The sequence below is a fragment of the Natronorubrum bangense genome (assembly GCF_004799645.1).
Taxonomy (GTDB): domain Archaea; phylum Halobacteriota; class Halobacteria; order Halobacteriales; family Natrialbaceae; genus Natronorubrum; species Natronorubrum bangense.
The window spans coordinates 2,912,344-2,927,899 of record NZ_CP031305.1; the positions used below are offsets into that span (position 1 = coordinate 2,912,344).

12 protein-coding genes and 1 pseudogene are annotated in these 15,556 nt (G+C 59.3%); 4 read left to right on the top strand and 9 right to left on the bottom strand.

Features of this window, described 5'->3' with window-relative positions:
- Positions 1-76 precede the first annotated feature (76 nt).
- Positions 77-1,317 (top strand): annotated as a pseudogene (locus DV706_RS14555) (RNA-guided endonuclease InsQ/TnpB family protein).
- Positions 1,318-1,384: 67 nt separating this feature from the next.
- Positions 1,385-2,353, top strand: a complete 969-nt coding sequence (locus tag DV706_RS14560) for a sugar phosphate isomerase/epimerase family protein (RefSeq protein ID WP_006067517.1) — start codon at positions 1,385-1,387, stop codon at positions 2,351-2,353.
- Between the two features lie 66 nt (positions 2,354-2,419).
- Here DV706_RS14560 and DV706_RS14565 read toward each other — a convergent pair whose 3' ends face one another.
- From DV706_RS14565 to DV706_RS14580, 4 genes are all read right to left on the bottom strand, one after another.
- Positions 2,420-2,752: a HalOD1 output domain-containing protein gene (locus DV706_RS14565; protein ID WP_006067518.1), complete on the bottom strand. Its 333-nt coding sequence runs from the start codon at positions 2,750-2,752 to the stop codon at positions 2,420-2,422.
- Positions 2,753-2,959: 207 nt separating this feature from the next.
- Positions 2,960-4,363 (bottom strand): cryptochrome/photolyase family protein, encoded by a 1,404-nt coding sequence (locus DV706_RS14570; protein WP_006067519.1) that lies wholly within the window; start codon positions 4,361-4,363, stop codon positions 2,960-2,962.
- 86 nt (positions 4,364-4,449) lie between these two features.
- The gene (locus tag DV706_RS14575; RefSeq protein ID WP_006067520.1) at positions 4,450-5,322 is read right to left on the bottom strand and encodes a phosphatase PAP2 family protein; all 873 of its coding nucleotides are present in this window, start codon (positions 5,320-5,322) and stop codon (positions 4,450-4,452) included.
- A gap of 142 nt (positions 5,323-5,464) precedes the next feature.
- Complete coding sequence (locus DV706_RS14580; RefSeq protein ID WP_006067521.1) at positions 5,465-7,216, bottom strand: ABC transporter substrate-binding protein; 1,752 nt, start codon at positions 7,214-7,216, stop codon at positions 5,465-5,467.
- 414 nt (positions 7,217-7,630) lie between these two features.
- On the opposite strand from DV706_RS14580, the gene DV706_RS14585 reads away from it, so the two are divergent.
- A complete protein-coding gene (locus DV706_RS14585; RefSeq protein WP_006067522.1) occupies positions 7,631-7,825 on the top strand; it encodes a hypothetical protein in 195 nt (64 codons plus the stop codon).
- Between the two features lie 40 nt (positions 7,826-7,865).
- Here DV706_RS14585 and DV706_RS14590 read toward each other — a convergent pair whose 3' ends face one another.
- The 4 genes from DV706_RS14590 to DV706_RS14605 all read right to left on the bottom strand — a co-directional run bounded on the left by DV706_RS14590 (position 7,866) and on the right by DV706_RS14605 (position 12,581).
- A complete protein-coding gene (locus DV706_RS14590; RefSeq protein ID WP_006067523.1) occupies positions 7,866-8,564 on the bottom strand; it encodes a 6-hydroxymethylpterin diphosphokinase MptE-like protein in 699 nt (232 codons plus the stop codon).
- 231 nt (positions 8,565-8,795) lie between these two features.
- Positions 8,796-9,989, bottom strand: coding sequence for a dihydropteroate synthase (folP, locus tag DV706_RS14595; RefSeq protein ID WP_006067524.1), 1,194 nt, complete (start codon positions 9,987-9,989; stop codon positions 8,796-8,798).
- A gap of 75 nt (positions 9,990-10,064) precedes the next feature.
- The gene (locus tag DV706_RS14600) at positions 10,065-11,249 is read right to left on the bottom strand and encodes a class I adenylate-forming enzyme family protein (protein ID WP_006067525.1); all 1,185 of its coding nucleotides are present in this window, start codon (positions 11,247-11,249) and stop codon (positions 10,065-10,067) included.
- A gap of 99 nt (positions 11,250-11,348) precedes the next feature.
- Entirely contained in the window at positions 11,349-12,581 is a 1,233-nt protein-coding gene (locus DV706_RS14605; protein WP_006067526.1) for a Cdc6/Cdc18 family protein, read from the bottom strand.
- Positions 12,582-13,640: 1,059 nt separating this feature from the next.
- Between DV706_RS14605 and DV706_RS14610 the strand changes: the two genes are divergently transcribed.
- Complete coding sequence (locus DV706_RS14610) at positions 13,641-14,414, top strand: RNA methyltransferase (protein ID WP_049889966.1); 774 nt, start codon at positions 13,641-13,643, stop codon at positions 14,412-14,414.
- 381 nt (positions 14,415-14,795) lie between these two features.
- On the opposite strand, the gene DV706_RS14615 is transcribed toward DV706_RS14610, so the two are convergent.
- Entirely contained in the window at positions 14,796-15,455 is a 660-nt protein-coding gene (locus DV706_RS14615; protein WP_006067528.1) for an HTH domain-containing protein, read from the bottom strand.
- Positions 15,456-15,556: the final 101 nt, after the last annotated feature.

The window sequence follows — 15,556 nt, forward strand, 5'->3', positions numbered from 1 at the left end:
CACCGTGGTCGGGGATGAAGCCGACAACTCGTGATACAAATTATTAAGTAGACATGTTTCTAATCAATAGACAGCGATGGAATACAGTCACCGATATCACGCCTATCCGACACAAGGGGTAGCGGAGCGACTGAAACACCATCTTGACATTCATCGCCAACTCTACAACCACATCCGATGGGACTACACGAACAGTCCCGAGGGCGAAAACCGAGTGAGTACGACCAGAACAACAAACTCCCCGAGTGGAAACACAAGTGGCCTGTGTTCGGTGAACTACACTCGAAAGCCGCCCAAGCTACAGTCGCACGCTTCCACCGCAACCTCTCCAACCTTCGTAAGAAGAAAGAGAAAGGATACAAAGTTGGTCGGCTCAAGCGGCAAGCACCCACAGAGTACCGGAGTGTGACGTACAACCAGTCTGGTTTTGACCTTGATGAAAAGAGGGGCCACGACAAGTACGCATATGTCTGCTTCAGTAAGATTGGCTGGGTGAAAATTCGCTACTCTCGACCGATTCCTGACCATGCCACTGTCAAGGAGGTGACGTTCAAAAAGGAGACGACCGGCGAGTGGTTCGTCTCCTTTGGACTGGAAACCGACGATGGTGGCCTTCCCGAGAAACCCAATGTGGACTCACTCAATACGAGCAACAGTGTTGGTATTGACCTCGGCATCCTTAGCTACATCCACACCAGCGACGGCAAGACGGTGGATTGGCTTGGCCTTGAAGACGAGTACGAACGACTCCGCCGAGAGCAACGGAAACTGTCTAGGAAAGAACACGGATCGAATAACTACGAGAAACAGCGGCTCAAAGTGGCGAAGATCAAGCGACACATTCGTCGGAAAGTGATTGACTACCAGCATAAACTGACGACGTGGCTAGTCACAGAGTACGACGCTGTGTTCATCGAAGACCTCAACGTTCAGAGTATGCTTCAGGGAGATGGAAACGCTCGCAACAAGCAGGATGTGGCGTGGCGACAGTTCATCACGCTCCTCGAATACAAGGCCGACTTACACGGCACGCACGTCGTGCAGGTTCAAGCTCGAGGGACGACCAAGGAGTGTGCATCGTGTGGCGTGGAGACGGCGAAGTCCATCTGGGTTCGGGAACACTCCTGCCCGAGTTGTGGTTTCGAAACCGATAGGGACGCTAATGCGGCGATGAACGTTCTCAAAAGAGGCTTTTCTGAATTAGGGCTGGGATGGCCCGAAGATACGCCTGTGGAGACTGTGACCGCTACGGACACCGCTGATTTCCAGCGTATGTCTGCAAGTCACGTCATCGAAACAGGAAGCCTGCCTTCGTGAGAGCAGAATTCCCCGCGCCACCGTGCGCGGGGTAACATTCAATTCGCCACTCGTTGTCCGTGCCTGTATGGAAATCGGCGTTCACACCCCACCACTAGCGGACGAATCGCTCCAGGGCGCGCTGTCGTATCTCTCGGATCTCGGCGTTGGCGCAATCGAGCCGGGCGTCGGCGGCCACCCCGGACAGGACCATCTCCCCCGGACGACCTACCTCGACGATAGCAGCGCCCAACAGGAGATCAAGAATCTGCTCGAGGAACACGACATGCGAATCAGCGCGCTGGCGACTCACAACAATCCGCTCCATCCGGACGACGAACGGGCCGAGACCGCGGATACGGAGCTCCGTGAGGCGATCCAACTCGCGAGTCAACTCGAGGTCGGCGTCGTCACCTGTTTCTCGGGGCTACCCGCAGGAGGGCCCCACGACGAGGTACCGAACTGGATTACCGCACCATGGCCGCCGGAACACGCCGACGCACTCGAGTATCAATGGGAGCAAGCCGTCGACTACTGGGCCGACCTCGAGTCGTACGCTGACGACCACGACGTCGATATCGCCATCGAGATGCATCCGAACATGCTCGTCTACGAACCCCACGGAATGGCGCGGCTGCGCGAGGAGACGGGCGATCGCATCGGCGCGAATTTCGATCCCTCGCATCTGTACTGGCAGGGGATCACGATCACCGACGCAATCCGGTATCTCGGCGAGCGCGGCGCGATCCACCATTTCCACGCCAAGGACACCAAAATATACGAGTCACAGGCGCGTGAGAAAGGCGTTCTCGATACCACGGCCTACGACGACGAGCCAAACCGCTCGTGGCTCTTTCGATCCGTGGGCTACGGCCACGGCGAATCCCACTGGAAAGACATCGTCTCGACGCTGCGGATGGTCGACTACGACGGTGCACTGAGCATTGAACACGAGGATTCACTGACCAGTTCGCGCGAAGGGTTAGAGAAAGCGATCGATCTGCTCGAGCGTGCGGTCTTCGAGACGGAGCCGGGTGCGGCCTACTGGGCCGAGTAATCGACAGCGCAAGCGTCCCGTTGCTGATCGCGCTACTGGGAGTTCGCTGGCCGCTCGAGTCGCGTTTCAGTCGGCAGTCGGCGTGTTGCGTTTCTGTCGGCGGTCAGTGTGTCGCGTTTCTGTCGTCGATAGCTCACTCACCTCGACGTGTCCATCGGCGTGGACAACGATCTCGTATCCCGCATACTCGAGGATGACACGGGCTGTCGTCTCCGAGTGAGGCGACGACGTTCGGAACAGAGCATCGAGTGCCTCCGGATCGATGACAGTGTACAGCGGCTCGTACGCTGGTGGCTCGATAGCAGTAACATCGACGCCTTCGTGAGCGGCAACTGCTTCGATAATGCGCTGGGTTGGGGCGCCCAGTTCAGCAGACGATGGTTGCTGTGGTGGTGTCATGGCTGTCGCTACATCGGTATGTTTGATAAGGATACTGTCAGACATGCCAATATGATAAACCCGTCAGACGGAAGCCGACGAACTGGGTGACGGGGCCGAGTTTCGACCGAAGCTCTCGTCGCCACTAACCCTCACCGCACACCCAATCGCACAGCTGTCGTGTGGTCGGTATATAAATCGTTTCAGTCGTTGCTATAGCTGACCGTCTCACTCCCCACGAGCCTGTTCGAACGCCGCGATAGCACGCTCTCGGCGCTCCCCGTGGTCGACGATCGGCTCCGGGTACGACGGCGCAAGGCTGGTCCGACGAGCCGACTCGAGTTCGTGCCAGTCGTGGATCGCGTCGGCCGGAACGCCCTCGAGTTCGGGAATATACTCGCGGATGTAGTCGGCGTCCGGGTCGTACTCGCGACCCTGCTTCATCGGGTTGAATACCCGGAAATACGGCTGGGCATCGGTCCCGGTCGAGCCGGCCCACTGCCAGCCGCCGACGTCGTTTGCCGTCTCGTGGTCTGCGAGCTTCGCTCGGAACCAGTCGTACCCCTCGCGCCAGTCGATCAAGAGGTCTTTCGTCAGGAAGGAGGCGACGAGCATCCGAACGCGGTTGTGCATCCATCCCTCGGCCTGCAGTTGACGCATTCCGGCATCGACGATCGGATACCCCGTCTCACCGGCTTTCCAGGCCTCGAGTTCGTCGGGATCCTGGCGCCACGGAATGTCGTGTTCGTACCCGCTGAAGTTCTCCGTGACCGTCTCGGGATTGAACTCGAGAACGTGGGCGTAGAACTCCCGCCAGGCGAGTTGGCGCTGGAAGGCGCTGACGCTCTCACGGTCGTCGTCTGTTGCTGCCCGCGTCGCTGCCCGCACGGTCGCCTCGTACACCTCGCGAATCCCGATAGTGCCCCACTTGAGGTGGACTGACAGCTGGGAGGTTCCGTCGACGGCTGGCTTGTCACGATCGTCGGCGTACCGGTAGATCGGACCCGAACAGAACTCGGTGACGCGCTCGCGGGCGGCCGCCTGTGTGACCGATGGTGGCGTTGAGGATGGTTCCTCAAACCCCAACGCCGAGAGCGACGGCAGTGGCTCTCCACTGATCGCTGCAAGCGCCTCCGAAGCTGGCGCATCGACCGGCTCCCGTTTCTCCCGGTCGCGCCATTTCTTCCAAAAATAGGAGAACACCGAGTAATGCTCGCCCTCGTTCGGCGTGATCGAGCCCGGTTCGTGGTGAATCGAGTCGTGAACTGACTCGCAGGTAACGCCGTCGTCCTCGAGTGCCGCCGTCACGGCCCGGTCGCGCTCGTGTGCGAGCCCGCTGTAGTCGGTCGCCCAGACGACGGTCTCGGCGTCGTACTCGGCAGCGAGTTGGGGGATCACGTCGCTTGCCTCACCACGGACGACGAGTAGGTCACTGCCGCGCTCGCGATACCACGCCCGAAGCCCCTCGAGAGCCTCGAGCAGACAGGCGACTCGGATCGGTGAAGCGTGTTCGAGAATAGTCGGATCGAAGACGAAAACAGGAACGATCGGTTCTGTCGAGAGCGAGGCGGCACGAGCGAGGCCCCGGTTGTCGGTGCCACGGAGGTCACGACGATGCCAGTAGAGGTCCATGTCCGAACTGACGACTCGAGTGTCGAAAACATCGGGGTAGCGGCGAGGTGCGTCAACGAGCCAGGATCGGGTGGCTCGTCGCCGAGTTACTCACCATCGGCGTTAGGCGGTCCGAACCTCGTCTCGAAAAAGCGCCGAACCGACGCGATGAGCCCCTCGACCGTGTAGTTGACGCCGATGTAGACGCTGACAAGCGCGAGAACCGTGCCAGCGACGACGTCTGAAAACCAGTGGATACCCAGATACATCGTCGACAGACTGACGCTAATCGCGAGAAATCCGGCGACAGGAAGCCACAGCGGATACTTATCTCGGGTGACCCACGCAAGGAAGAACACGGTCATCGCCAGCGAGGTGTGCAGCGATGGAAAGACGTTCGTATTCTGATTAATCTCGTTTGTTAGCGTCCGAGACTGGGGGAACGCATCGTACAATAGCCCGTCGAACAGCAGTGGATCGACGTTTCGAGGCCCAAACGCAATGAACAGCGTATAGAATATCAGTCCGATCCCGTAGTTTGCGGTAAACGAAACCACGAGCATCGACAGTTCGTCCATCTCCTTGAGTGCAAAGTACGCAATAAAGGGAAACAGGAGCAAGAACGCGTAGCCATAGATGTAGATGAAGACGAAAAACGACGTCACAGCGTCGGTCTGAAGCGACTGAAGCACGACGACGGGATCCGTCCCGAAAAGCGCCTGATCGAACTCAAACAGGTATGGCGTGATATTGTTTCGGAGGACGCGTCGCTCGAGTCGCTGGACGACGTCCTGTGTCGACCACCGTAACAGTAGGACAACCACGAGCGCGGCAAACGGCAGCAGACACGCCTCGAGACGCCAGCGAAAATCCTGGAACGCGGCGGCCACGTTGCGTGGGCCGACGATGACGAGCGTCGCAGTCACGAGCATTGTCACTACGACGAGGGCAAGCTCGAGCAGTACTTCGGCAAGTGCCATGCGGTTCGTGTACTAACCCTACAGTCTGCGAGCCATTAACTCTTTCAAACGGGTTGCGATCACGACCAGCCGCCTTCGCGTGAACGACCCACACGCGACGCGTCAATCGAACGCCGCCCAGTTCGTGTCTCACAACAACGGCTTACTCGAGTAAGAGACCGTCCTCGTATCTGTAGCCGATATCCTCAAACAGTGACTGGACGCGGGACGTGTTGAGCTCCCCGTCGGTGCCAGGAAAGCTCAGCGGGTCGGATTCGAACCTGTCCTCGAGGTCGCTGTCGAACGCCATGGACTCACTGATTCCGACGAGCGCCGCAGGGGTCGTCGCCGTCTGTGCGAACCCTTCGAAAAACTCACGGACGGCGTGCTCGCGATCGATCAGTCGCGAGCAGAGTTGCCGGAAGTTCGGGTTTCCGAGTTCGTCCTGCCGGCTGTTGTAGCCGACCATGTAGAACGAATTAGTCGTTCCAGTGACTGTCGAGGCGGTCGCCGCTGTCCGAATATCACGAGCAGTTCCGGGCGGCAGTTCGCTTGCTGTCACGTCGGTGTCGCCATCGACGAGTGCGTCACCCATCGCGCCCGGGTTCGGTGCAATCCGAAACGTGAGTCCCTCGAACTGTGAGAAGTTCTCGAGGACTGCCGGACGGTCCGTCGTCTCGCGGAGAACGTGTCCGTCGAACGGCTCGAGTTCGACTTCGACGTCGGTCGTAGCCTCCGAGAACGCAAACAGCCCGGAGCCCACTGGGTCCTCGTTGTTGGTCGTGAGCGCCCGTGTCTGGCGATCGGCAATGACTTCCGACCGATCTGCCCAGATATGTGCTGGAAGCACGGGAATCGTGAGCAGCCGGCGAGCAGCCATCTGACTCGCCGCGGGAAACGACAGTTCGATCGTCCGGCTATCGATCACGTCCGTTCCCCCGAGCAGCGTCTGTCGACCCCGATAGCGTGGTGCAGGGACGCCACCGTCGACCTCACCCATCGAGGTGTCCCCGATGAAATCGAGCGTAAACGCCACGTCCTCGGCGTCGAGTGATTCGCCGTCGTGCCACTCGACGCCCTCTCGGAGTGTGACACGGGCCTGAACGCGGCCCTCTGTCGTCCACTCGACGTCCTCGGCCAGCCACGGGACGTACTCGTCACCGATCTGTCTGACCAGCGGATCGTACACCAGCCCCAACAGCCCGCTGATTCGGTTTCGGTCGACGGTGATCGGGTTCAGTCGCTCGGTGAGGTGTTCGCCAAAGACACCCACCTCGAGTGGACCATCCCGTGGCTCGTTCTCCGAGTAAGACAGTAACTCGAGATACTCGTGGGGTCGGCGGGGTGGAGTAGGGAGCGAGAACGACTCCGTCACACCGCTAACGGCGTACGGGAACGTGACGGCGGTGTACGGTGTCGTCCGCAACAGATGCTCGATCAGGTCGACGAGCACGTCTTGGCGGTCGGATTCGTCGGCTTCCCGCTGGATCTCGAGATAGTCATCGCTCGTCACATCGGAGACGTGAAACGGGTTTTGCCATCCAGGTTCGCTGACGAACCGGGAGTGTAACAGTTCGTACAGCGCATCGTACTCATCGAGTCCAGGATGTCTCGCGACGAAGACGTCGTAGTCGCCCTCGAGGAGGATGTCACGGTACAGTTCCGCTTTGGCAACTGGCTCGTGTGTTGCGTCGATACCGGCCGCAGCGTAGTTTTCACGGAGTTGGCTCGCGATCGTCGCAGCGAAATAATCGTCGTCCGCTGGAACAGCTTTGATCCGCAGAGAAACCTGGTCCGAGCCGGTGGTCTCCGCTTGCGACCAGAGTCGCTCCGAGCAACCAGCGAGGGCACTGGTCCCAACACCCACTGCAGCGAGCAACCCTCGACGAGTCACCGATGGAGCGACGTCAGCCATGTGCCCCCGGCTATGCCACCACAGCGTATAGGACTTACTCCCGAAGCGATAGCTTGGCGAGATGGTGCTTTAAGCGAGCAGGAGCGTCGATCAGAAGCGTGTTCGACTCGAGAACGTATCTTCTTGTAGCCACATGTTAGGACAGTACAGTGTATCTCAGGTCGAACGCGTCGAGTCGTCGAATCAATCTGTTGTAAAGTCGGTGCTACCGTTGGTCCAGTGGCTCACCAGTAGCCGAGTCGGTGTCGGGCAGCAAAATCGTGGCTCGAGGAGTGGAGAGACAGTCGCCGATATCAATAAATCACCCCATTATTCAAAGTATGAATGACAGTAACGGGATGATGTAGTATCAGTTATTGTGTTATTCGTGGTAAGAGTATAATAACGAAACATGATATACACGGCTAGCTGAACATGCAGCGCCAGCACCAACCGTCCCAAGAATCGAACCCATCACGACTGCGAACGGCACTCGCGGCAGTCCTCAGACGAGACGGCGGACAGACGGTCATCGAGGAGTGTCGGCACTGCGGGACGACACTCGAGTCGGGCAGTTCGAACTGTCCGTCCTGTGGCTGTACGGAGATCGCCAGCTATCGGATCGAGTGAGCAGAAACAGGATTCGGTCGTGGAGGACACACCAGAACTGTCACTCGAGCGGCAGCGCACGCGTCTCGATCGACTCTCGGCGGCCGTCCAAGAGACCAAAGCGCTCGCCACGTCGCGACTCGAGCCAGTACAGCAGCCGTTCGGCCCACGTGAGTTTTTGTGCCTTCATTGGGCCGACCGCGGGGTCGTCGAAATCCCAGCCGACGAAGACGAGCTGGGCAGCTCCGAGATGGTCCGCGAGGAACGCTGCCCGATCGCCGTCCGTGAAGCCACCGAAATTCTGGACGGACCCCCGTGGTGTAGACTGTGTCGTCGCCAACACGGCGTCGGCTGCACAGTCGGGAACGACCGTCCGGACCGCGGGAACGTTGTCGCCGTGGGCATGGACCGCGACCGGCACCCCCTGGTGGGTCAACTGCCGAACCGTATCGGGATTTTTGTCGAGATCCGTCACCATACAGTCGACGCCGATCCCGTGTTCTGCGAGCGTGTCGGCGGCCGTCGAGGCCGCAAAGACGAGGTCTGTGTCTCGAGCCCGCTCGAGAGACGACTCGTCGTCGAGTGATGGTCCGGCCCCGGCGATCGCAACGGTGGCATCTCGAACACTCGAGAGTCGATCGAGATTGAACTCGTCGGTCAGCGACGCCAGCACGTCTCTGGCTCGCTCGTCACCGGCCCGATCGTAGCCGAAGTCGTCCAGAATCGCCTCGTAGACGGGTTCCCACTCGTCGAAGTGCATACTCGAAATGAGGCGTGGAGTCGTATCCGTGTTCGGGCTTGGAGTCAGTGGTGGGCCAACAGCGCGACAGCGATGTCTCGAGCAACCAACTCAGTGCTCGAGTTATCACTGGTCGATGTAGCACCACAATAATTCGTGTTGTGGGCCGGGGGTCGCCTCCAAAGTACCCCTACCCGGGAGGCCGCCCGGCGTCCACCATCACTTTTCGAATCCTCCGGCATAAGCTTTCTCTTACTCAATCATTTCTGAGAGTGCATCGGCGAGCGCGCGTCCGTCGCCGCTTTCCTCGAGAAGATGGGCTGAAACGTCCAAAATACCGGTTCTCGATCCAACGAGAAGTGCATGTTCAGTGTCCACATACTCCACGTTGGAATCGACGTCGGTGACAGCCGACAGCAGTCGGGTTCGTGCATCCTCGTCGAGCCCGTCGATTTCGATCGCGACTGTCGACCAGTCGTCGGCAGCCGTCGGATCGATACCACGTGTCGAGAGGTGTGCACGGAGGTCACGACTCGAGTGAATGTCGAGTCGAGAAACTGAAAATGCCGCCGTAGCCGTGCTTGCGCGCTCGGTAAACGCATGTCCGATGAGTGCTGCATCACGGGTGTCGGCGACATCGTGGGTCCGAATGACGTGTGCGCCACGTTCGACAGCCATCGACGTGGCTGCGAGACTAACTGGCAGCCGTTCGTCGGTTTCGCGGCCAGCGATCTCCCCGAGGAAGTTCTTCCGGTTGATCGAGACCAGCATGGGCTGGCCAAGCGCGCGGAACTCCCGCAGTCGGCGGAACGTCTCTCGGTCGTCTTCGAGCGTCTGGGCTTCACTCCACCCCCCGAAGGCCGGGTCGACGATCGTCTTCTCGGTGATCCCGTTCTGTTTCAGTGCTTCGTAGACCTGATCGACGTACTCGGCCTGTGCCGCCCACTCCGGCGACTTTCGTGCGGCCCAGTCGGTTTCTCCGACTGCGCCCGGGCGCTCGAGGTCCGGTGGACTCGCCATCTTCGCGACAGCGACGTTGTGTTCTGCGCAGACGGCTGGCATCTCCGGATCGGCGAAGCCGGCGATATCGTTGACCATGTCGAATCCCTGTAAAAGCGCCTCCTCGGCCACCGTCGCATAGCGTGTCTCGATCGAGAAAATCGCATCGCCGGAGACGCGGTCGATCGTCTCGAGTGCGATATGAAGCCGCTCGAGTTCTTCTTCGGCGGAGAGCACATCAAAGCGTTTGTTCGCCGACTCGAGGCCGATGTCGACGATGTCGGCACCCTCGTCGATCAGTTCTTCGTCGACGTACTGGGCCGCTTCCCCGGGGTCGTCGTATACGCTTGGATCGTAGGGCGACTCCTCGCTAATATTCAACACACCCATGATCCGAGGCGGGTACTCGTCGCCGATTCCCAATCCCGCCGCGTCGACACTGTTCATACGCTGTCTGTGGAGAGCAGCCTGAAATGTACCGCGGTTGCGGAGAACTGGGCGGGCGTTCGCAGGGCGATCACATCAGCTCGAGATGCTGTCAGCGAGGTCGGTAGTGTCTCCGGGCTGGGACAGGCCCGGCTCGTCGCCGGTAACACCAGTTCGGATCCATCGAGTGCTATCGTTCGTCTCGATGGTTTCGTCGGTCAGCGCCGGGCGGCCAACGTAGCCATCCATCACTGCCGGACCGCTGACGGCGAGTTCGCCGTCAGCACCGTCCTCGAGCACACAGCTCTCGACCATCGGAACTGTCTCCCAGCGTGGCGAGGTGTCGGCGGTAGCCGACGTTCGCACGTGCGTTAGTCCCGTCTCCGGACGACCACGGAGGCGCGTCACAGCGTCCTCGTGCTCCTCGAGCGCCGCCGTCGTCGGTTCGAGAACGGCGACAGTCTCGTCAGCATCGATCTCGAGTGCCGCAAGCGTCTCGTACTGCGACGGTGAGACGAACGTCCGATCGACACGGTCTGTATAGCACAACGACTGGACCGTCTCGGGGTCCCACTGTGGGTGTGGCAGGTACGTCCCACCGTCGAGTATCGTGGCTGTTGTGCCATACATCAATTCGAGCGGATTCGACAGCGGGAGACTCCCGAGATGGCACTGTGTGCCGTCTCGCTCGAGAATCGAGCGACCGACGCTGGCAGCGCCAGCCAGCGCCGCGTGTGTGTAGGTTACACCGAGTGGCTCGCCATCGTCGTGTCCGACGTACGCGATCAGCCCTCGATCGCTGTCTGACTGTCGCACGACGTCGATTCCAGTCCGTGAGCCAGCACTGTTCATGCCGTCGTTGTCGAGAAACGCCGACAACGTGACTCCCATCCGTGCATCACAGTCGACCGTGATCGCGACACGTGTCTCGTCAGCCCGGTTCAAAATCGTCAGAAACGGTGTCTCGTCGGTGACGAACGCGTCACAGCCGGTTTCGTTCAGTACCGCGATGATGTCGTCGGTGCGGTAGTCAGTCGGCATTGTCACCGGTACACAGCCGTTTCTGAGTGTCCCATAGAAGGCGATGAGAAACGCTCGAGGATTCGACAGCCGAATCGCGATGGCGTCGCCGGCAGTAATCTCACGAGCCTGTAGACCGCCAGCGAACCGATCGGTCAGCGACCAGAACTTCGAGAACGTCAGTGAGTCGTCGCCACCGATCGCCGTCGCTGCCTGGTTCTCCATCGTCACTTCTTGCAGCGTTTTGATGATATTCGCCATCGCTGGCGAGTTTTGGGCACTGTCTGTTGAACGTTTACTCAATACAGTACAGCAGTCTGGTCAACAGACCAAAGTATCAATATCCCCTAAAAGACCGAGTTACGCAGCGTCCTCCTCGAGGACGGCCAGTCGTGAATCGCGCAAGAGCACCTTCCTGACGATCGAAGGGTTCTCCAGTAGTCGGTGTTTGGCGTGGGCACCGCGGCCCCGTCCACGACCCTCGCGTTCGGACTGGATCACGTTGAGGAAGTTCTGCTCTTGGAGGATCTCCTGGACGCGACGCTCCGAGAGCACGTCGAAATCGAGCCGACGAGCGACTTCCTTGTACTGGTTGTAGATGATTTTCGTCGGGAACTCTTTTTCCGTGCTGTTTTCGGTCAGCAGCGTCAGCGAGTAGAGAATCGCTTTGGCCTGCTGGGGTGAGCCCTCGATCAGCTCGTTGAATCGGTCGGCTTCGGTCTTCTCTTTGGCGTCTCGGACATGATCTGCAGTGACCTGTGTCGCGTTCTGCTTTTTTGCGATCCGGCCGGCGTTTCGAAGGATGTCGATCGCCTTGCGCGCGTCGCCGTGTTCCTGGGCTGCAAGCGCGGCAGTCAGCGGAATCACGTCGTCAGAGAGCACCTCCTCGTGGAACGCGTCCCGTCGTTTCTCTAAGATTTCGACGAGCTGGTTGGCGTCGTACGGCGAGAACACGAGTTCGTCCCGGGAAAGACTCGATTTGACGCGTTCGGAGAGATGATCCGGGAAATCGATCTTGTTCGAGATGCCGATGATACCGATACTCGAGTCTGAGATCCGTCGGTTCTCGCCGGCACGGGAGAGCTTTCGAAGCACTTCATCGTCCTCGAGCATGTCAATCTCGTCGAGGATGACGATGGTAACGTCGGTACAGTGGTCGACCGACTGCCAGAGGCGTTTGTAGTAGTCGCCGGTGCCGAGGCCACGGTCGGGAACGGTGACGCCGCTTTCGTCGGGATCGTTGACGATCTGGGCAATCGTCTTGACGATCGACGCCTCGGTGTTTTGCTCGCCACAGTCGATGAACGCGTACTTGACCGTGACGTCGTCACGTCGTGCTTCCGAGATCACTCGCTGGGTGACCGACCGAGAGATCAGCGATTTGCCGGTGCCAGTCTTGCCGAAGATGAACAGGTGGTTCGGTTCGCTCCCGAAAATCGCGGGATTCAGGGCGTCCGCCACCCGTTGCATTTGCTCATCGCGTCCGACGATCCGGTCCGGACCGGGAAGGTGCGTGATCTCGAGCAAGCGCTCGTCGGCAAAGACCGGATCGTCGTACCGAAAGAGTGGATCACGATCGTCGTTGGCGGACATTTCGTTACCCCGTGGCTTCCAACTGGATTGAAATAAAGCTATGGAGATCGATCGCGGATGTAAACATCGAGTGATAGGCCACAAGACCTGCGGATTTCACCCACTATGCGAGATAGCTGTCGAACAGCAGTCTCGCGTTTCTAACACCGGGTGTGGGCTGTTCGAGAGGAGTCGAGTATGTGAAACACCGACACCCCCGTCGCGGATGTAACGCGAGGGGGCGTGTCCCAGTGAACGGCCGGGAGTGAACTGAGAGTGGCGGGACAGACGTGATGGATTGAGATGTGATTATGACAGCGCTATTACCCATAGTGTGACGGTACTGTCGTGAAAGCCGCCGAAAAAGTACGAGACTCCCGGTAACCGACGGAGTTCGCGGTTACTAGAGGGGGGACACACCCCCCTCGCGTTTGTAACGCCGAATAGGTGGGGTGGGTGTTCGATTATTCCCGATTTTGTGTCGATTGAGATGCTATCGGCCCGATTTTACATCCGCGACTGTGGTGTGTTCCACGTAGAGACCCCCCTGCCTTTGTGCCGTTACAAACGCGAGGGGGGTGTGTGTCCCCTTTGTTGAATCCGATTCAACGTGCAAGTCCACGATATCGGCCGATAGAAGCCAATTGACTCCCGAATAGCAGAAGAAACTCCGGTTGCGACACCAGTTCAGTCCACGCGGTGTTCTAATGGGATTCAAGAGTTGTTATAATAACTAGCCGTCCTGTGTTTGCTCTAGAGACCGATACAATACACTAGTATCCTAGATCTAGTACTAGTATACTAGTGAGACCGTTCTCTAGACGAGATGACAGAGAACACCACACAGACAGTGTATCGAACACCGCGTTCCCAGACAGTCACGACTCACACAGGTCCGTTCACTCAGTAGCATCCTGTCCCCAGCGAACACGTCTCTTTTGGCCGGTCAGTGCGTTTGCCCGGTATGGACGACACCACAGCGATCTTGTGGCCCAATCGTTTCAGTTCGAGACCTCAACCGAACGGTATCGTGACGAACACTTCCTCCCTTACTTTCGGAACGGGGTCACTCGAGGACCGATGACTGCTGAGACATCCGATATCGATGGATTGGCCGATCGGTCACGGACACCGCCGACGGTCGCTGTCGTCGATGCCCAGTCGCCGGGCAACGTTGGAACGATCGCCCGTGCGATGAAGAACTTCGGGTTTGACGAACTGTTGCTCGTCGATCCACCAGCACTCGATCCTGACGGCGAAGCCTACGGGTTTGCGGGGCATGCTCGCGAGGACATCCTGCCGAACGCGACGGAGGTTTCGTTCGACCACCTCGTCGAGAACTATCACACCATCGGCTGTACAGCGGTGACCAACGAAGACGACCACAGCCACGTTCGATTTCCGTACTCGACACCGTCCGAGCTTCCGGATCGACTGGCGACTGTCGAGGCACCCACGGCACTCGTGTTCGGCCGTGAGCGCGTCGGGCTCACCAACGACGAACTCGCCCGAATCGATGAGATCTGTTCGATTCCGGCCGCTGCTGACTACCCCGTTCTCAATCTCGGGCAGGCCGCAACCATCACCCTCTACGAACTCCGCTCACTCACCCTCACGGACGAGGAGACACAGCTACCCGACCTCGAGCGTGTTCGGGCTCCCGAACCGACCATTGATCGCGTCTACGACCAGTGGGCCGAACTGCTCGAAGAGCTCAACCATCCCGTCGAAAAACGCGAGAAAACGATGCGCATGCTCCGGCGCGTGTACGGTCGGGCTGATCTGACGACGGGTGAGGCGATCGCGCTCCTCGGATTGCTCCGTCGGGCAACTGAACGGCCGGCCGAACAGTGATCTGGAACCGGCTGTCACATGGAACGCGCGGTCGCTGATCACTCATGTTGGACCCGCTGACGGATACGCTGATCGCCTATTATCGACCATCGCCAGGAGATGACTGACGTCAATCGATACTAAACGATGGGGCTACTCGGTGCTGGAACGGCGTTTGTAGCCGGCTGTTCGGAGAGCATCGATGGTGAGGACGACTCGAGCGCCTCGAGTCTGCCGTTGGAACGCAGGCTGACTCCCGCGAGATCGATCACGATGGGGTGAGTCCGGATCGAGGCAGAGTACGCAGGCGACCTCGTCGCTAACTAGTGGCGAACTTGAGACGGCTGTCGCCATCGATAGAACGCTGCTGTGACTCGACTCGAGAGGGTCACAGAAATCGCCCTACTGCTCTGCGGGCGACACGGTCGACGTCTGCGTTGCTCGCCGGTCTAACTGTGAGACGTACGCGCCCGTTTCGCTGAGCGTGCCGATCCAGCCACAACTGGAGCAGGCAAACAGGCCTTGCCCGTTGATCAGCGAGTCGCCACAGTCGGGACAGTCGGTTCCGGATTGCTGATCCGCCACTGACTCCGTTGACGCTTCGCGTTCGCTGGCACTACCCAATGGCGTTGGGAGCTCCCCGGTCCGAAGCGAGGCGATGACTTCGTCCGTCGTGTACGTCTCTTCGAGTTCCTCGTCGGTGTGGGGGAACACGCCAACCAGTTCGTCGTCAGCGTAGATCTCGAGACAAATAAGCGGCATCACGAGCAGCTCTCTGGTCGCCCCGGAGAGCTGAGATGTCGTCGTCCGCTTTTTGAACGGCGGGCGGATGCTTACCCCTTGCTTGCCTGCCCACTCCCCGAACCGCTCGAAGCTCTCGAGGGACTCCTGATAGGGGCTGTTGTCAGTCAGTGCGATCTCTTTTGGCCAACTGCGCAACAACAGGTCATCGATCGTCCCGTCTGACTCACAGACGCGAAGGGTTTCGACCTGTCTGTCGACTGGCTCGAGCAGCAGTGGTGCACGCACGTGACACACGGCTGTAATCGTCGATTCTGGCATCGTTCACAGCGGCCACGTTCTCACGCATAAATCTTCCCTGAATTCCTACCACTGAACGCACCCGCGGTTGAGCGTTTCCAACCAGTCGTTTCGAACGCGGG